The 16,986-nt window shown below is 67.5% G+C and carries 16 protein-coding genes; 5 read left to right on the top strand and 11 right to left on the bottom strand.

What is annotated here, in order from left to right; translation table 11 throughout:
• Window positions 1–10: 10 nt before the first annotated feature.
• Both QM806_RS01310 and QM806_RS01305 read right to left on the bottom strand, forming a co-directional pair.
• A complete protein-coding gene (locus tag QM806_RS01310; protein ID WP_005574808.1) occupies window positions 11–1,414 on the bottom strand; it encodes a chloride channel protein in 1,404 nt (467 codons plus the stop codon).
• Window positions 1,411–3,042 carry an amidohydrolase gene (locus QM806_RS01305; RefSeq protein ID WP_169693585.1) on the bottom strand — a complete coding sequence of 544 codons (1,632 nt, stop codon included), beginning with the start codon at window positions 3,040–3,042 and terminating at the stop codon, window positions 1,411–1,413. The genes QM806_RS01310 and QM806_RS01305 overlap by 4 nt, the downstream gene beginning before the upstream one ends.
• A gap of 138 nt (window positions 3,043–3,180) precedes the next feature.
• Here QM806_RS01305 and QM806_RS01300 point away from each other — a divergent pair, with 138 nt between their 5' ends.
• Entirely contained in the window at window positions 3,181–4,311 is a 1,131-nt protein-coding gene (locus QM806_RS01300) for an NADH:flavin oxidoreductase (protein WP_043789999.1), read from the top strand.
• A gap of 9 nt (window positions 4,312–4,320) precedes the next feature.
• On the opposite strand, the gene QM806_RS01295 is transcribed toward QM806_RS01300, so the two are convergent.
• A complete protein-coding gene (locus QM806_RS01295; RefSeq protein WP_169693587.1) occupies window positions 4,321–4,842 on the bottom strand; it encodes an OmpA family protein in 522 nt (173 codons plus the stop codon).
• 304 nt (window positions 4,843–5,146) lie between these two features.
• Between QM806_RS01295 and QM806_RS01290 the strand changes: the two genes are divergently transcribed.
• Window positions 5,147–5,284, top strand: coding sequence for a hypothetical protein (locus QM806_RS01290; protein WP_009479155.1), 138 nt, complete (start codon window positions 5,147–5,149; stop codon window positions 5,282–5,284).
• Between the two features lie 324 nt (window positions 5,285–5,608).
• On the top strand, window positions 5,609–6,853 hold the full coding sequence (locus QM806_RS01285; protein ID WP_005567013.1) for an esterase/lipase family protein: 1,245 nt from the start codon (window positions 5,609–5,611) through the stop codon (window positions 6,851–6,853).
• A gap of 9 nt (window positions 6,854–6,862) precedes the next feature.
• Here QM806_RS01285 and QM806_RS01280 read toward each other — a convergent pair whose 3' ends face one another.
• Window positions 6,863–7,633: a CPBP family intramembrane glutamic endopeptidase gene (locus QM806_RS01280; RefSeq protein ID WP_169693588.1), complete on the bottom strand. Its 771-nt coding sequence runs from the start codon at window positions 7,631–7,633 to the stop codon at window positions 6,863–6,865.
• 177 nt (window positions 7,634–7,810) lie between these two features.
• Between QM806_RS01280 and QM806_RS01275 the strand changes: the two genes are divergently transcribed.
• Complete coding sequence (locus tag QM806_RS01275) at window positions 7,811–9,508, top strand: fumarate hydratase (protein WP_169693589.1); 1,698 nt, start codon at window positions 7,811–7,813, stop codon at window positions 9,506–9,508.
• Between the two features lie 60 nt (window positions 9,509–9,568).
• Here QM806_RS01275 and QM806_RS01270 read toward each other — a convergent pair whose 3' ends face one another.
• Both QM806_RS01270 and QM806_RS01265 read right to left on the bottom strand, forming a co-directional pair.
• Window positions 9,569–10,237 (bottom strand): L,D-transpeptidase family protein, encoded by a 669-nt coding sequence (locus QM806_RS01270; protein WP_169693590.1) that lies wholly within the window; start codon window positions 10,235–10,237, stop codon window positions 9,569–9,571.
• Window positions 10,238–10,289: 52 nt separating this feature from the next.
• Window positions 10,290–11,099, bottom strand: a complete 810-nt coding sequence (locus tag QM806_RS01265) for a class I SAM-dependent methyltransferase (RefSeq protein WP_005567020.1) — start codon at window positions 11,097–11,099, stop codon at window positions 10,290–10,292.
• Window positions 11,100–11,230: 131 nt separating this feature from the next.
• Here QM806_RS01265 and QM806_RS01260 point away from each other — a divergent pair, with 131 nt between their 5' ends.
• Entirely contained in the window at window positions 11,231–12,625 is a 1,395-nt protein-coding gene (locus QM806_RS01260; RefSeq protein ID WP_005253679.1) for an acyl-CoA dehydrogenase family protein, read from the top strand.
• 13 nt (window positions 12,626–12,638) lie between these two features.
• On the opposite strand, the gene QM806_RS01255 is transcribed toward QM806_RS01260, so the two are convergent.
• The 5 genes from QM806_RS01255 to QM806_RS01235 all read right to left on the bottom strand — a co-directional run bounded on the left by QM806_RS01255 (window position 12,639) and on the right by QM806_RS01235 (window position 16,891).
• On the bottom strand, window positions 12,639–12,989 hold the full coding sequence (locus QM806_RS01255) for a hypothetical protein (RefSeq protein WP_005253680.1): 351 nt from the start codon (window positions 12,987–12,989) through the stop codon (window positions 12,639–12,641).
• A 25-nt stretch (window positions 12,990–13,014) separates the two neighbouring features.
• Window positions 13,015–13,584, bottom strand: coding sequence for a mismatch-specific DNA-glycosylase (locus QM806_RS01250; RefSeq protein ID WP_283290112.1), 570 nt, complete (start codon window positions 13,582–13,584; stop codon window positions 13,015–13,017).
• Between the two features lie 19 nt (window positions 13,585–13,603).
• Complete coding sequence (locus QM806_RS01245; protein ID WP_169693591.1) at window positions 13,604–14,593, bottom strand: SDR family NAD(P)-dependent oxidoreductase; 990 nt, start codon at window positions 14,591–14,593, stop codon at window positions 13,604–13,606.
• Window positions 14,594–14,599: 6 nt separating this feature from the next.
• Window positions 14,600–16,528, bottom strand: coding sequence for a molecular chaperone HtpG (gene htpG, locus QM806_RS01240; protein ID WP_133986417.1), 1,929 nt, complete (start codon window positions 16,526–16,528; stop codon window positions 14,600–14,602).
• A 150-nt stretch (window positions 16,529–16,678) separates the two neighbouring features.
• The gene (locus QM806_RS01235; protein ID WP_169693593.1) at window positions 16,679–16,891 is read right to left on the bottom strand and encodes a DUF4287 domain-containing protein; all 213 of its coding nucleotides are present in this window, start codon (window positions 16,889–16,891) and stop codon (window positions 16,679–16,681) included.
• Window positions 16,892–16,986: the final 95 nt, after the last annotated feature.

The following is a 16,986-nucleotide window of genomic DNA, read 5'->3' as shown; positions in this document are numbered from 1 at the left end:
CCCGATCCGATCATCCCGGGGCGAGCCGAGCTTCCGCACGGTTCTCGAGCTGCGCCCGGTAGATCGTCTTCCCCGATCGGCGCACGATGAGATAGGCGAGCCCGACAGCGATCATTCCCGGCACCAGCACACCGACGCTGCCCGTCATCTCCGCGACCATCAGCATGACCGCGAGAGGAGCGCGGGCGATGCTCCCGAAGCAGGCCATCATGCCGACGATGACGAAGGGCGCCGGATTGTCGGGGACGCCCGGGGCAAACGGTTCCAGCAGTCGCCACACCGCTGCGCCGGTGAACGCCCCGATCACCATTCCCGGGCCGAAGATGCCGCCGGATCCCCCCGAGCCGATGGACAGCGACGTCGCGAGGATCTTCGCGAACGGCAACAGCAGCACCACCCACAGCGGGATCGCCGTGAGGTCGGCGCGGGCCATCGACTGCTGGATCCAGCCGTAACCGCTGCCCAGCACCTCCGGCAACACGAGCGCCATCAGTCCGACGAGCAGCCCGCCGACCGCCGGTTTGACGATCCGGCTGCCGGGCAGACGGTGGGTGAGATCGACGGCCGTGTAGAACGTCCCGCTGTACAGCAATCCGATCAGGCCGCCGAGCACACCGATGAGCGCGAACCACACCAGCTGGACCGGGGTGTCGAAGACGTAGTCCTGAGCGGCGTACCCGAACAGCGGCCCGAATCCGAGGAAGCTGCCGAACACCGTGTAGCTGACGATCGACGTGACCAGCGCCGGCACAAGCACCTCGAAATCGAAGTCTTCCTTGTAGGGAATCGTGCAGCACAACACCGCGCCGCCGAGCGGGGCGCCGAAGATCGCGCCGATACCGGAGCCGATCCCGATCGCCACGGCGATTCGGCCGTCCCGTGGGGACAGGTCCAGCCTGCGGGCGAGCAGCGATCCGAAACCCGCCGAGATCTGCGCGGTGGGTCCCTCGCGACCGCCGGATCCGCCGGACCCGATCGTGATGGCGGACGCGACCAGCTTCACGAGGACAACGCGGACGCGGATCATGCGGGGATCCCGGTGAACGGCGTCGATCGCCGCGTCGGTGCCGTGCCCCTCGGCCTCCGGTGCCAGCGTGAACACGATGATGCCCGACACCAGACCACCCAGGCACACCACGAGCGGGATTGCCCACGGTCTCGTGAACTCCCGGCTGCCGACCGCCCCACCGTCACCCGCCGCGGTCGGCGGGTGGTAACCCCCGATGCCGACGATCAGCAGTTGCGTCGCCTCCGACAGCGCGACGTAGAACACGACCGCTCCGAGCCCGGCGACGATCCCGATCACGACGCCGAGAACCAGCCATTTGCGGGTGTAACCCGAAGTCCGGATCCAGTTTCCGGCTGACGTCCCGATCGACCGCAGAGCCCTCGACCCAGGCGCCACCCGGATCACTCCAGCTTTCCGAAGACCGTCCGACCCTCCAGGATCGTGGCGAGCACCTCGAGACCCGCGATGTCGTCGGGATCCACCAGCAGTGGGTTGGCCGACAACACGACGAGATCGGCGTGCATACCGGGGACGATCGCCCCGATGGCGTCCTCGCTCCGGAGGTGCCACGCCGAGTTGATCGTCTCCGCCCGCAGGGCATCCGGGACGGAGATCCGTTCCTCGGGAGCGAGCACACGTCCCGATCGGGTGCGGCGGGTGACGGCGTCGGCGATGTTGCGCAGCGGGTTGGTCGGGGTGACCGGGCCATCGTTGTGGAACGAGATCCGCTGGCCCGCCTTGATCGCGGAACCGGCAGCCGCCCAGCGTGCTCCGCGCTCGGGACCGAACAGGTCGTCGACGAGCACGTCGCCCCAGTAGTAGAGGTGGTCGACGAAAAGGCTGCACGTGACGCCGAGTTCGGTCGCTCGGCGGAACTGGTCCGGGGTCATCGCCCCGACGTGCTCGAGCCGGAGTCGGTGGTCTTCGCGTGGCGAGTCGGCGAGCATCCGCTCCCACGCGTCGAGGACCAGGGCGACCGCGGCGTCGCCGTTGGCGTGACAGGAGATCTGCCAGCCTTTCTCGAAGTACGGCTTGCTGATCTCGAGAATCTCGTCCGTCGTGTAATTGGCCTCACCACGCGTTCCGGCGAGGCCGAGCGACCGGGTGACGTCCGTGTCGAGGTACGGAAAGCTGGTGGCCGCGTTGCCCACCCACGGCGAGCCGTCCGACCAGATCTTGATGCCCACCTGGCGCAGCAGGTCGTTTCCGACTCCGGGTGACACGTCCGTGGCGCGCTCCGGGTTCGACATCTCGTACAGCCGCAGCCGGGTGGTGAGAGCGCCGGACCGCGCGAACGCGGTCACGGCGCTACGGAAGCGTGGGTCGAACGCCATCTCACTGGCGGTGGTGATCCCTGCCGCGTTCATCCGCGCGCATTCCGCGGCGAGGAGCTCCGGGAGCCGGGTGCTCGCGCCGGCGAGGATCGAGGCGGCCACCGCCATCACCGCGGGCGCCTCGAACGCCGAACCGTCCAGTTCACCCGACTCGTCGCGGCCGAAACTACCGCCCTCGGGGTCCGGCGTGTCCTTGGTCAATCCGGAATCCCGCGCGGCGACGTCGTTGAAGTAGGCCACATGGCCGGTGTTGTGCAGGATCACCAGGGACGTGTCGGGAGCGATCGAATTGAGCCAGTCACGGGTCGGTTCGGGCAGTCCCTTCTGGAGCAGGGGATCCCAGCCGTTGAGGACGGCGCCGTCGGGGTGTTCGTCGACGGCGCGGCGCACGGCGTCGACCACCTCCCCCGCATCGGCGATGGTCACCGGCCTGATGTCCACCACCGGTTCGCCGAGCAACACCGCGGAGTTCAGCGGGTGGCCGTGCGCCTCGATGAAGCCCGGGAGTATGCATGCGCGGTGCAGGTCGACCGTGATCGTTGCCGGTCCGATCAGCGGGAACACCGCGGAATCGTTGCCGACGGCGGCGATCCGCCCGTCGCGCACCGCGACTGCCCGAGCGCGTGGCGCGGCGTCGTTCATGGTGACCACGTCACCGAACAGCACCAGATCGGCAGGTTTTCCGTCGTTCGTGCCCATCAGTGCACCCTCCCGTCAGACCGGGCGTGGGCGAGGGCCCACGCGCCGGCAGCGAGTGTCGACTGTGACTTCAGATTACAACTACACAGCAGGCCGTATGCAGGAATAGTGCGTAACCAAGATCAGTTGCAGACAGGCATGACCGAAACACCGCTACCCGTGGACGGGCTCTTCGAGTCGTTCGCCGTCAAATCCCTCCGGCTACGGAACCGCTTCGCGATGGCACCCATGACCAGAGCTTTCTCCCCCGGCGGCGTTCCCGGGGACGATGTCGCGGCCTACTACCGGCGGCGTGCGGCGGGCGGCGTCGGACTCGTCATCACCGAGGGGACGTACATTCCCGACCCGGCCGCCGGATCTCACACCCGGGTGCCGCGGCTCTACGGACCGGACAGCCTCGCGGGCTGGAAATCGGTGGTGGACGCGGTCCACGACGAGGGCGGGCAGATCATCCCGCAGCTGTGGCACCTGGGTGTCGAACGCGGTCCGCGGCCCCGCCTGAATCCCGACGTGACCACCGCCAGCCCGTCCGGAATCGCGCTGGACGGGACCCGCCTGGGACGCGAATTCACCGAATCCGATCTCGACGCGCTGCGCGAGTCGTGGGTGGCGGCCGCCGTCAACGCACGCGACGTGGGCTTCGACGGCATCGAACTCCACGGTGCCCACGGCTATCTGCTCGACCAGTTCCTGTGGGACCGCACGAATGTCCGGTCCGACGGCTACGGCGGATCCCTCGAGGACCGCACCCGGTTCCCCGCCGAGGTGGTCGCAGCGATCCGCGAGGCCGTCGGCGAGGACTTCGCGATCGTCTACCGCTTCAGCCAGTGGAAGTCGAACCACTACGACTCCCGGATTGCACAATCCCCCGACGAACTCGCGGCCGTGCTCGCACCCCTCGTCGCCGCCGGTGTCGACGTGCTGCACCCCTCCACCCGCAGGCACTGGGAACCGGCGTTCGCCGAGCTGGCCGGTGAGGACGGGGAACTGGGCCTGGCCGGCTGGACCAAACGGCTGACCGGACTACCCACCATCACGGTCGGTTCGGTGGGCCTCGACGACGTGTTCACGACGGCCTTCACCTCGGACGGCGCGTCGAACACCGCCGGTATCGACCGCCTGCTCCGGCAGTACGAGAACGGCGAATTCGATCTCGTCGCGGTGGGTCGCGCGCTGCTGTCCGATCCCGAGTGGGTGCTCAAACTCCGCGACGGCAGAACCGCCGAGCACGTCCCGTTCACGAACGAGCACCGGGCGGTCCTGCACTGACCGTGCCGGTCAGCTGTCCTCGACGGTGATCTCCACCTGATCGGCGTTCACGCCTTCGGGCGGGTTCGCCGTTCCTTCGACGGAAATACGGCTCTTGTCGACGCCCTTGGCCTCGAGTGCGTTTGCGACGGCCTGGGCGCGCTGATCGGCCAGCAGTTCGGCGGCGGACTCGTCCGAGTTGGCGGCGTACGCCTCGATCCGGATGTTGTTGTCGCTGGCGTTCAGCGCTGCGGCCACTGCGCTGACGGTGACGTCGGAGATCGCGTTGAGCTCGGCGGTTCCCGACTCGAATCCGATCGGGACCGCCGAGATGGCCGAGTTGATCGCGTTCTGCGTGGCCTCGCGCGCGGTGTTCACAGCGGACGACGCCGTGGCTTGGACACTGCTGATCGCGCCTTCCACCCGGTCGGACGCCGAGGAGGTCGTCGTGGTCGCGATCGGAGCCTCGTTCGAACTGTCGTCGGAACAGCCGGCCGCGCCGAGCAGAGCGATGGCCGCGACCGCGATACCGGTGACGATGGTCTTGCGCATGATGGATTCCCCTATACGTCGGTATGTCCGGAAGGCGCTACACGTCGTGGGACGAGGATAGCCCCGCCGGCGCCCGGCGACGGCGGTATTCAGGCAGCGCCGCGGCTCCCACATCGTGGGATCAGGCCCGACGGATGTGAATCCGGACACGGGCTTCTCACCTGGTCGGAACCCGGTAATTCGTCCTGCGTTTCATTTCGGTTAAACCTTCGGATTGCGATCTCATTTCAATAACGGTAGGAATGAATCCGGCGCCCGCTCAGCGCCGACATAAATGCCCACAACCGAGCAAGGAGTTAAAAGCATGGATCTCGCCTTCCTGTCCGAATTCTTCTCCGCCTTCTCCGACCTCGCCGGTGCCCTGGACTTCTTCTCGGGTTCCGCCGACGCATTGGGCGGTGGCGCAGACGCCGCAACCGCGGCCGCGGCCACGATTGGCTAGCATTTCCGCTGGCACAAGACTTGAACACCCGTGACGGGGTTCGCACGCTCAGGCGCGCGAGCCCCGTCACGGCGTTGTCGGCACACTTCGTTCGGCTCAATCACGTGCCTATCACGGCGATTAATGCGTGACGTGAACATGTTCATTATCCACGTCACCAGCGAGTTCCCGGAATTGGTCGGTCGACCAATTGAGTCGACCTTCCGAAGATCAACTTTTCCGCTTCACCGTTGATTTATTCTCGAAATAATCGACTGCGGCGCATATGTTCGACACTTCCGTAACACGCGCGCATCTCAGTGCACATGCGTACACTCAAATCTCGTGACCGACCCGCAGATCAGACGCCGCTCCGAGGTGCGGGCCCTCGCCCGGCTGGCCCTCGAGGAAATCGGGGCCGCCGCCACCGGCATCGGCAGCATCCACCGCGCCATCTCGGATCGTGTCTTCGCCGGCATCCGGCTCGGTGTCGGCTCCCACGCCGTCCCCGCCAAACTGCTCCACGACGAGATCTCGGGCGCCGCGTACACACTCGTCGCCGACACCGCACGTCTCGGTGGTTCCCTCGCAGGACGGTTCCTCGATCTCCCGTCGTCGGAGAACGTCGCCCCGTCCCAGACACGCCGCGGAGCCCAGGCCATCGCCGCGATCCAGGGTCTGATCGGCGACATACTGGAATCGGAGGGGTCGCCGCTCGCCGAACCCCTGTCGATACGGGTGAACGGTGTCGCGCTCGCACCGGACGCGGGCACGCTCGCCGACGCCTTCCCGCGCGCCGGTGGCCGCATCGTCGTCTTCCTGCACGGACTCGTCGAGACCGAGGACGCGTGGGCACTGGGTCGCCGTCCCACCTACGGTGAACGGCTCGGGACGGACCTGGGGTACACGGCGTTGCAGATCCGGTACAACTCCGGCAGGCACATCTCGGACAACGGCAGGAGCCTGTCCGAACTTCTGGACGCGGTCACCGAGCACTGGCCGGTCCAGGTCGAGTCGATCGCCCTCGTCGGGCATTCCATGGGTGGCCTCGTCGCCCGCAGCGCCTGCCGGATCGCCTTCCTCGACGACCGCCCGTGGGTGAGGCAGGTTCAACATGTCGTGAGTCTCGGCTCACCCCACCTCGGAGCCCCGTTGGAGCAGGCCGTCCACTACGCGAGCGCCGGCCTGGCCGCACTGCCCGAGACGCGGGCGATCTCCGGGCTCCTGCGCAGAAGGAGCGCCGGCATCCGCGATCTGAACCAGGGTTCGCTCGTCGACGAGGACTGGCGCGATCGCGATCCCGACGCGCTCCGCGCCGCGGCGTGCAGTGAGGTCCCGCTCCTCGACGGCGTGACGTACTGCTTCGTCTCCGCGACCATCACGCGCAGCCCGAGACACCCGCTGGGACGCCTGCTCGGCGACGGCATGGTGCTCGTGCCGAGTGCGTCCGGCCGTAACCGGACGCGGATGATCGGCTTCCGCGACGAGGACGGCATGCACCTCGCGCCCGCGAACCATTTCACGATGCTCAACCACGAGTCGGTGTACGAAAAGCTGCTCGAATGGCTCGGAACGCCGGAAGCCGGCTGACTTGCGGACTCAGGCCATGGTCGTGTGCCACACGATGGCGGCGGCGAGCGCACCCGCGCCGTTCAGTGACCAGTGCAGCGCGATGGGCGCGATCAGACTGCCGCTGCGGCGGCGGAGCCAGGTGAACACGACGCCCGCGGCGGCGGTGGCGACGACTGCCCCCAGGATGCCCAGCACCTGACCGGCAACCCCGCCTCCGAGGAACCCGGACAGCCCCTTGTTCCCCGACGTCAGTCCCAGCGACGACGCGATGTGCCAGAGACCGAACATCAGCGATCCGGCCGCGAACACGCCACGTGCGCCGTAGACCCGGCCGAGGGTGCCCTGCAGTACGCCGCGGAACGCGAGCTCCTCGGGGATGACGGTCTGCAACGGGATGACGATCATCGACGCGACGAGCGCACCGGACAGGGTGGCGTACCGGTCGGCCATGAAGAAGGGGCGGGTGATCGGCAGGGCCGCGCCGATCGCCACGACGCCGATCACGAGTCCCATCGCCGCCAGCGCGTACAACGAACCCTTTCGCCAGTGCCGGGGCGAGAGCCCCAGTTCGACCCAGCCGAGTCCGCGGCGGCGGGTGAGCACGAGCAGCACGACAGCGGCGATGGGAACGGTGGCGATGCTCGCCCACGCGGTGGTGAAGTGTGCGATCAGATTCGTGGCCACGAGGACGACCACCACGATCGCGATGTCGAGGTAGGCATGCAGCACGGGCCGCTTCGCGCGTGCACCGGACGTCTCGCCGTCGACAGCTCCGGCGCACTGGACTTCAGGGGTCATTCGGCCGGCCGATCTGCTTCGCGTACACGCATCAAGTCAAGTGTACGGATTCGTCTGTGAAACCTCTGTGAGCCACGCCACTGCGCAGGTCGAAGCATGCCCCCGCGTCACAGGGCTGCCGGAGCCCGCGTCTAGCCTGGATACGAACTTCACACAACCCGCTGTCCAGGAGATAGAATGGCCGACTTCCTCTACGAGGACTTGCTGCCGATCGGTGAGGACCCCACCGAGTATCGGCTGCTGACCACCGAGGGGGTGTCGACCGTCGAAGGACCCGACGGCCGCACCTTCCTGTCCGTCGAGCCCGAGGCGCTGCGCCTGCTCACCGAGACCGCGCTCCACGACATCTCGCATTACCTGCGCACCGACCATCTGACGCAGCTCGCGAGCATCCTCGACGATCCCGAGGCATCGGGCAACGACAAGTTCGTGGCACTGGATCTGCTCAAGAACGCCAACATCTCCGCGGCCGGCGTGCTGCCGATGTGTCAGGACACCGGCACCGCGATCGTCATGGGCAAGCGCGGCCAGCACGTCCTCACCCCCGGCGACGACGAGAAGGCCATCGCCCGGGGGGTCTACGACGCCTACACCCGGCTCAACCTGCGGTACTCGCAGAACGCGCCGATCACGATGTGGGACGAGAAGAACACCGGGAGCAACCTCCCCGCCCAGATCGAGCTCTACGCCGACACGGCGACCGGCCACGAGAACGCCTACAAGTTCCTGTACATGGCCAAGGGCGGCGGCAGCGCCAACAAGTCCTACCTGTTCCAGGAGACCAAGGCGATCCTGAACCCGGACGGCATGATGCGGTTCCTCGAGGAGAAGATCCGCGCCCTCGGCACCGCAGCCTGCCCGCCGTACCACCTCGCGATCGTCGTGGGCGGCACGTCCGCGGAGTTCGCGCTCAAGACGGCCAAGTACGCGTCGGCGCACTACCTGGACGAACTCCCCAACGAGGGTGCGATCACCGGCCGCGGATTCCGCGACCTGGAACTCGAGGAGAAGGTGCTCGAGCTGACGCGTCAGATCGGCATCGGCGCACAGTTCGGCGGCAAGTACTTCTGCCACGACGTCCGCGTCATCCGCCTCCCCCGGCACGGCGCGTCGCTGCCCGTCGCTCTCGCCGTGTCCTGCTCGGCGGACCGCCAGGCCAAGGCGAAGATCACCCCCGAGGGCGTCTTCCTCGAGCAGCTCGAATTCAACCCGGGGAAGTTCCTCCCCGAGGTCACCGACGCCCAGCTCGACGCCGAGACCGACGGCGTCTCCGGCACCGGCAAGGGCGCCGCAGTGAAGATTGACCTCACCAAGCCGATGCCCGAAATCCTCGCCGAGCTGTCCAAGCACCCGGTGAAGACGCGGCTGTCGCTCACCGGCCCGCTCGTCGTCGCGCGCGACATCGCCCACGCCAAGATCAAGGAACGGCTCGACGCCGGCGAGGACATGCCGCAGTACCTCAAGGACCACCCGGTGTACTACGCCGGCCCGGCCAAGACCCCCGACGGCATGGCGTCCGGTTCCTTCGGCCCCACCACCGCCGGTCGCATGGACTCCTACGTGGAGCAGTTCCAGGCCGCGGGCGGTTCGATGGTGATGCTCGCGAAGGGCAACCGCTCCAAGCAGGTCACCGACGCATGCAAGTCGTACGGCGGCTTCTACCTCGGGTCCATCGGCGGTCCCGCGGCGCGTCTCGCCCTCGACTGCATCAAGAAGGTCGAGATCGTCGAGTACGAAGAGCTCGGCATGGAAGCGGTCTGGAAGATCGAGGTCGAGGACTTCCCCGCGTTCATCGTGGTCGACGACAAGGGCGAGGACTTCTTCGCCGGTGTCTCCACCCCCACCCTCACCATCGGCAAGCGTCCCGGCCTGTAGGCGGCTCCGCCGCCCGTGCGCCTTTTTGGTAGCTGGAGCAACCAGAAAGGCGCACGGGCGCTACGCGCCTACGGCGATCTCGATGACGGGGTTCTTCGCCGGGTCGAGCCGGCCGAGGAGTGAGGTCAGCGTGTCGCGGTCGATGGCGACGCACCCTTCGGTGGTGGTGCCGTCCGTGACGTGCAGGAACATCGCCGAACCGAGGCCGGGAACGCGGGCGGCGTTGTAGCCGATCGCGACCGCGTAGTCGTACAGCGGTCCGGCCGTGTAGAGGTTCTCGCTGTTACCACCGGGGCTCGCGTCCTGCCGGACGTGCGTGTTGTACGTGGCCGAGAGCGGATTGGAATCCCACCAGTCCCGCCGGTCCGACTGGAAATACGGCATCGCCGTCTCCGGTGCGGGCTGCCGGCCGAACGCCTGCGACAGCGGAAAGACACCGGCCGGCGTGCGGGTGGAGAATTCGTTCGCCGCACCGATTCCTTCTGCGCCGACGTCGGCGGGGACGGGGCCCGCGAACACCTGCCACGTGCCGTCCGCAGTCCGTTCCCAGGCGGTCAGTTCGGCGATCACTGCCCCCGCGGACGGCGCGTAGACCGTGATCACCTGGTCCGAGGCGCCGGAGAAGACTGCTCTGTCCGGGGCTGCGGAGGCGCCGGGTGCGAGCACCAGCCCGATCAGAGCCACCATCAGTCCCGCCAACCACAGTCGACCCACCCGTAACGTCGTCATGGGGCGAGTGTTCCATCCTCGGGCACTCGTTGCGTGATTTCCCTCCGCGCTGCTACACCCGGCAGAGGATCTCGCTGTGCAGCAGCGCGAACCAGCCGTCGTCCTCCCGCACCCACGAACGCCAGCCCGCCGCGATGCGTTCCAGGTCCGCCACGGTGGCGAGCCCCAGTTCGAGCGCCCGGTCCGCGTAGTGCGACTGCAGCGAGCGATCGGCCCAGGACCCTCCCCACCACTCGCGATCCTCGTCGGAGGAGAAGCACCACGTGCTCGCGGTGTTCACGACGTCGGCGAGACCCGCCTCGTGCGCCCACGCCCGCAGGCGACGGCCGGCGTCCGGTTCACCACCGTTCGCCCGCGCGATGGAGTTGTACAGCGTCAGCCATTCGTCGAGTTCCGGTGTCGGCGGGAACCATGTGAAGGTGCCGTAGTCGGCGTCGCGGGCGGCGACGATTCCACCGGGCCTGCACACCCGCTTCATCTCGCGCAGCGCCTGCACCGGATCGCCGACGTGTTGCAGGACCTGATGCGCGTGCACGACATCGAAGCTGTCGTCGGGAAAGTCGAGGGCGTGGACGTCCGACACCACGGTCAGGACGTTCGGGACTCCCCGCTTCGCGAACTCGTTCCTGGCGAGGGACAGCGCCTCGTCGTTCATCTCGACGGCGGTGACGACTCCGGGTGCGACGAGTCCCGCGAGGTCGGCGGTGATCGTGCCCGGCCCGCACCCGACGTCGAGCAACGCCATGCCTGCGCGCAGGTGCGGGAGCAGATAACCGGCGGAGTTCTCGGCGGTGCGCCATCGGTGGTTTCGCAGCACCGATTCGTCGTGACCGTGGGTGTAGACCGTCTCGTCGCCGTTCATGTCTCCGACGCTAGCAACTTCGACCAGATAATGGGATCACCATCTCACCATCCAGGATAACGTGAATCTCGCCCGCGACAGGCCGTGAGTGTTACGTTGTTGCACACCAACGCGGCAACCGAGGGACTGCCATGACTTTCAGCCTCGCTCTCACTCCGGCGCAGAAAGACCTCGTCGAGCGGACGCACGCCTTCGCGGAGAACGTGATCCGGCCGGTGGCGGCCGAGCACGACCGCGCGCAGGAGTTCCCCTGGGACGTTCTCGAGAAGGCCGCGCAGGAGGGCTTCTACAGTCCGCTGTTCTACCGCGACCTCATCGGCGACCCGACCGGCCTGTCCCTCCCCCTTTTCATGGAGGAGTTGTTCTGGGGTTGCGCCGGAATCGGGCTGGCCGTCGTGATGCCCGCGCTGGCGCTGTCGTCGATCGGGCAGGCCGCGACGCCGGAGCAGATGCTGCGCTGGGCGCCCGAGTGCTTCGGCGAGCCCGGCAACCTGAAACTCGCCGCACTGTGCATCTCCGAACCCGAGGGCGGCAGCGACGTCCGCAATCTGCGGACCACCGCGACGCGCGACGGCGACGAGTGGGTGATCGAGGGACACAAGATGTGGATCGGCAACGGGGGAATCGCCGACGTGCACGTCGTGAACGCGACCGTCGACCCGGACCTGGGCCATCGCGGTCAGGCGCTCTTCGTTGTGCCCGGCGGAAGTCCGGGTATCGAACTCGTCCGCAAGCTCGACAAGTTGGGCTGCCGCGCGTCGCACACGGCGGAGCTGAAGTTCCATCAGGTGCGGGTTCCCGCCGATCATCTGCTCGGCGGCGACGACAAGTTGCAGAACCGCATGCGGAAGGCCCGTGAGGTGCAGGAAGAGGTGGCCACCGGCGCGCCCCGGCGGAAATCGGCCACCCTCGGCACGTTCGAGCAGACACGCCCCATGGTCGCCGCTCAGGCGCTGGGCATCGCCCGCGCAGCGCTCGAATACGCCACCGAGTACGCGAACCGCCGCGAGGCGTTCGGCGGCCCGATCATCGACAACCAGGGCATCGCATTTCCGCTGGCCGACCTCGCGACCCAGATCGACGCCGCGCGGCTGCTCACCTGGCGGGCGTCGTGGATGGCGGCGGCGGGAGTGGAGTTCCGCCACGGCGAGGGCTCGATGGCGAAACTCGCGGCGTCGGAGGCCGCGGTGAAGACCACCGAACGCGCACTGCAGACGATGGGCGGGTGGGGGTACATCAGCGACCACCCCGTCGAGAAGTGGTACCGGGACGCCAAGCTGTACACCATCTTCGAGGGCACCAGTGAGATTCAGCGGATGGTGATCGGGCGCGCTCTCGGCGCCGCGGACGGCGCCCCGCCCCTCCACTTCGATCAGCCGACCGAGGGATCCGCCTTCAACCGGCGGTTCGGCAGGGGCACGTCCGTGCGCACGAAGGCAGGCGAGTTCGCGATGTCGATGAAGGACCGGATGCCCGAGTCCGCGCAGCGACTGGCGATGAAAATCCTTGCTCCACCGAAGAAGTGAAACCGGCGCGGGATCAGGTCCAGAGGGCGGCCACGAGCACGGTGACGATGCCGAGCCCACCGGTCACGTGGACCAGGTTCGGATTCTCCTGCCCCTTGTTCTGCTTGCCCCGGACGATCTCGGCGAGCGCGACCACCACCAGTGAGAGCAGAAGCTTCACGCCGATCTTGACGTGGTTGTAATCCTTGTCCAGTGCGGCCTCGCCGAGCCCGACCAGGATCAGTCCCGTCACGAACTGGAGCCGCGCACCCCAAACCATGACCTCGGAGATCCGCGGCGCCCCGAGCACCGCGAAATAGCCGCCGACGAGGGCGGCCATGCCGAGCAGGTGGCAGACGAAGAAGAGGTTGTAGACGACGGTCATCTCCGCAGCCTAGCGACCTGCCCGGTCAGCCGGATATGCTTCCCGCCTCGATCGCCGCCTCCCGGTACGACGCGGCCAGCGTGGCGACGGTTTCGTGGGCGTTGAGCCCGCTGGGGTTCGGGACCAGCCACAACTCCGCGCCCTCGAGGTCGCGCGGCTGCTTGCCCTTCTTCGCGGCACGCTCCCCGAAAGCCGTGCGATAGGCGGTGATTCCGGCGACGGCGACCACCCGGGGAGTGGTGTCGCGGACCACGGTGCGCAAGCGCTCGGCGCCGACGGCCAGCTCCTCACCGGTCAACTCGTCCGCCTTCGCCGTGGCGCGCGGGGCAAGGTTGGTGATGCCGACGCCCCGCTCGATCAGGTGATCGCGATCCGCGTCCGACATCCCTGCCGTCGGATCGATCGGACGCTCGATGATCCCCGCGGCCAGCAGGGCCGGATAGAAACGGTTGCCCGGGCGCGCGAAATGCGCCCCAGTGGCGGCCGTCCACAGTCCCGGGTTGATACCGACGAACAGCAGTCGGCAGCCCGGTCCGATGAGGTCCGCAACCTCGGCGTCCCGGAACGACTCCAACTCCGCACGAGTGAAGCTCACAGCCTGCCCGCCTGCGCACTCACAGTCGGCCCGCCTCCGTCAGCCCCGCAACGGTGTCGGCCAAGGTCTCCGCCGAATCCCGGTACTTCACGCCCAGTTCGCTCTCGCTCGGGCGGTCGTCCGTGTCCGGCATCCGCGTGTAGTACTCCATCGCGGCCTCCGAAATCGGGGTGTCGATGGGGACGAACCGGTCGACGGCGTCGACCAGCCTGCCCACCAGGCGCAACGCGGCGTCCGGAACCGGGAACACCCCCATCCATTTGCCGGTGATCACGCCCAGCATCTCCGCGATCCCGGCGATCGGAATCCGGGGACCACCGAGCATGTACCGGCGGGCGCCGCGTCCCGACTCGAGGAGGGCGGCGTGCGCGCTCGCCACCTCCCGGACGTCGACCATCGTCCACGCCGCGCTCCGCCCGGGCAGACCCCGCAGGTGAACGGCGGCCTCGACTGCCTGGGCCGCCTCGCCGAACTGGTTTCCCGCGGGCGGGCCGATGATCATGCCCGGATAGGTGATCGCGATCGGTGCGCCGTCGGCCTGAAGGTCGCGAGCGTACTGCTCCACACGTGCCTTGCTCCGGCCGTAGGCGTCGGGAGGCCCGCACACCGGCAGTTCGGGAGTGAGCAGCCGGGCCCCCGGCTGGAACAGCGCGGCGATACTCGAGACGTAGACGATCGGGTCGAGGCCCAGCTCGACTGCGGTTCCCAGCACGTTCTGCGCGCCGGCCAGGTTGGTCTGCAACATCTCCTCCGCGCGCCGCGGGTCGACCGCGACCACGGCCGCGGCGTGGATGACGGCATCGCAGCCGTCCAGAGCGCGGCGCACGGACTCGGCGTCCGTGATGTCACCGACCACGTGATCGGACGTGTCCAGTCCGAGTGCCGCGGCACTGGTCACGAGGCGAGCAGGATCCCGCACGAGGAAGCGCACCCGGTGACCGGCGTCCACCGCAGCCTTCGCACTCCACGCCCCGACGAAACCTGTTCCTCCCGTGACCAATACGAGCAAGGTGAACTACACCGTCCTGGCGAGACGGTTGGCGAGCATGGTGGTGAACCGGGCGGGATCCTCCAGCTCGCCGCCCTCGGCCAGCAACGCCATCCCGTAGAGCAGCTCCGCGGTCTCCCCCAGCGCCGGATCCTCGTTGCGTTCGCCGTGCGCCTCCCGCAGCCCGGTGACGAGCGGGTGGGTCGGGTTCAGCTCGAGGATGCGCTTCGTGGTGGGGACGGGCTGTCCGGACGCCCGGTACATCCGCTCGAGTGCCGGCGACATGCTGAACGCGTCGCCGACGATGCAGGCCGGCGACGTGGTCAGCCGCGTCGACAGCCGCACCTCCTTGACCTGCTCGCTCAGCGCGTCGGCCATCCAGGAGAGCAGGCCGGCGAAGTCCTTCTCCTGCTCCTCCCGCTCCGATTCGTGCGCCTTCTTGTCTTCCTCGGTGTCGAGATCGACCTCGCCCTTGGCGATCGATTGGAACGCCTTGCCGTCGAATTCCGGCACGGCACCGACCCACATCTCGTCCACCGGATCTGTGAGCAGCAGCACCTCGAAGCCCTTCGCGCGGAAGGCCTCCATGTGCGGTGAGCTCTCGAGCAGCTGCCGGGATTCGCCGGTTGCGTAGAAGATCTGCTCCTGACCGTCCTTCATCCGCGCCACGTAGTCTTCGAGCGAGGTCAGCTCCTCCTCACTGTGGGTGGACGCGAACGACGAGATACCCAGCAGCACATCCCGATTGTCGGTGTCCGACATCAGGCCTTCCTTGACCGCGCGGCCGAACTCCGCCCAGAACGTGCGGTAGTCGTCGGGCCGCTCGGCCTTCAGGTCCTTGATCGTGGTGAGGACCTTCTTGGTGAGCCTGCGCCGGATGGCACGAATCTGCCGGTCCTGCTGAAGGATCTCACGGGACACGTTGAGGGACAGGTCCTGAGCGTCGACCACACCCTTGACGAAGCGGAGGTACTCCGGCATCAGCTGGTCGCAGTCGTCCATGATGAAGACGCGCTTGACGTACAGCTGCACACCCGTCTTCCCGTCCCGCATGAACAGGTCGAACGGCGCGTGGGACGGGATGAACAGCAGAGCCTGGAACTCGAACGTGCCCTCCGCCTTCATCGGGATGACCTCGAGCGGATCGTCCCAGGCGTGGGCGATGTGCTTGTAGAACTCCTTGTACTCGTCCTCGGAGACGTCGTCCTTCGAGCGCGCCCACAGCGCCTTCATCGAGTTGATCGTCTCGGACGTCGTGGTGACCTCGTCCTCGCCGTCGCCCTCCGCGGGGACCGTGCGCTCCACGTTCATCCGGATCGGCCACGCGATGAAGTCGGAGTAGCGCTTGACGAGCTCCCTGATCTTCCGTTCCGACGTGTAGTCGTGCAGGTGATCCTCGGCGTCCTCGGGCTTGAGGTGCAGGGTGACGGAGCTGCCTTGCGGGGCGTCGTCGACCGCTTCGATCGTGTACGTGGCCTCGCCGCTCGACTCCCAGCGCGTGGCCTCGCTCTCGCCTGCCTTCCGCGTCAGCAGGGTGACCTTGTCGGCGACCATGAACGTCGAGTAGAAGCCGATGCCGAACTGCCCGATCAGTTCCTCGGAGGCGGCGGCGTCCTTCGCTTCCTTCAACTTGCGGCGCAGGTCTGCGGTGCCGGACTTGGCCAGCGTGCCGATGAGGTCGACGACCTCCTCGTGGGACATGCCGATGCCGTTGTCGCGGACGGTGAGCGTGCGCTGCTCCGCGTCCACCTCGATCTCGATGTGCAGATCCGACGTGTCGACGTGGAGCTCCTTGTTGCGGAAGGCTTCGAGCCGCAACTTGTCCAGCGCATCCGACGCGTTGGAGATGAGCTCCCGCAGGAACGAGTCCTTGTTGGAGTACACCGAGTGGATCATGAGGTCCAGGAGCTGGCGGGTCTCCGCCTGGAACTCCAGTTGTTCGATTTTCGTGCTCACTTCGATTCCCTTCGACAGCAGAACCCTCGACACCAGATTCGTCGTCGGAATGATATCCCGCGGCCGAATACCGGATTTATCGTGGCGAGAGGTCCGGATCCGGCCGCGCCAGGGAGGCGAGGACCTCCGGCGCCGATCTGCCCGGGACCCTCAGCCGGCGGCGTCCTCCTTCAGGGTGTACGCGACCAGCGCGTTGGCGTGGCCGTGACCGAGGCCGTGCTCGGACTTCAGCCAGCTCACCAACTCCATGTGCTTGGTCAGCTCGGACGACCGGATGAGCGTCTGCCATTCACTGATCGGCCGACTGTACTTCTCCTCGATCGACGGGAAATAGGACGCGGGGCCCTTCACTGGTTCAGCCATGCGCGACAGGCTACCGGCACCCGCCGACACATACTGCCCGACAAGCATCTTCGGATGTCGCGCCCTTGCCGACGCCGACGTCCGTAAGCTGACTG

This window comes from Rhodococcus sp. IEGM 1351, from assembly GCF_030056875.1.
Lineage (GTDB): Bacteria > Actinomycetota > Actinomycetes > Mycobacteriales > Mycobacteriaceae > Rhodococcus_F > Rhodococcus_F opacus.
The sequence above is the reverse complement of the archived record's forward strand: the minus strand, read 5'-3'. Positions and strand labels throughout refer to the sequence as shown.

What these genes read in the sequence shown, in the direction of transcription:
- QM806_RS01305 (WP_169693585.1), bottom strand. Translation starts at nt 3,042, where the DNA reads ATGGGCACGAACGACGGAAAACCTGCCGATCTGGTGCTGTTCGGTGAC.
- QM806_RS01270 (WP_169693590.1), bottom strand. Translation starts at nt 10,237, where the DNA reads ATGACGACGTTACGGGTGGGTCGACTGTGGTTGGCGGGACTGATGGTG.
- QM806_RS01260 (WP_005253679.1), top strand. Translation starts at nt 11,231, where the DNA reads ATGACTTTCAGCCTCGCTCTCACTCCGGCGCAGAAAGACCTCGTCGAG.
- QM806_RS01235 (WP_169693593.1), bottom strand. Translation starts at nt 16,891, where the DNA reads ATGGCTGAACCAGTGAAGGGCCCCGCGTCCTATTTCCCGTCGATCGAG.
- QM806_RS01265 (WP_005567020.1), bottom strand. Translation starts at nt 11,099, where the DNA reads ATGAACGGCGACGAGACGGTCTACACCCACGGTCACGACGAATCGGTG.
- QM806_RS01280 (WP_169693588.1), bottom strand. Translation starts at nt 7,633, where the DNA reads ATGACCCCTGAAGTCCAGTGCGCCGGAGCTGTCGACGGCGAGACGTCC.
- QM806_RS01300 (WP_043789999.1), top strand. Translation starts at nt 3,181, where the DNA reads ATGACCGAAACACCGCTACCCGTGGACGGGCTCTTCGAGTCGTTCGCC.
- QM806_RS01255 (WP_005253680.1), bottom strand. Translation starts at nt 12,989, where the DNA reads ATGACCGTCGTCTACAACCTCTTCTTCGTCTGCCACCTGCTCGGCATG.
- QM806_RS01275 (WP_169693589.1), top strand. Translation starts at nt 7,811, where the DNA reads ATGGCCGACTTCCTCTACGAGGACTTGCTGCCGATCGGTGAGGACCCC.
- QM806_RS01295 (WP_169693587.1), bottom strand. Translation starts at nt 4,842, where the DNA reads ATGCGCAAGACCATCGTCACCGGTATCGCGGTCGCGGCCATCGCTCTG.
- QM806_RS01290 (WP_009479155.1), top strand. Translation starts at nt 5,147, where the DNA reads ATGGATCTCGCCTTCCTGTCCGAATTCTTCTCCGCCTTCTCCGACCTC.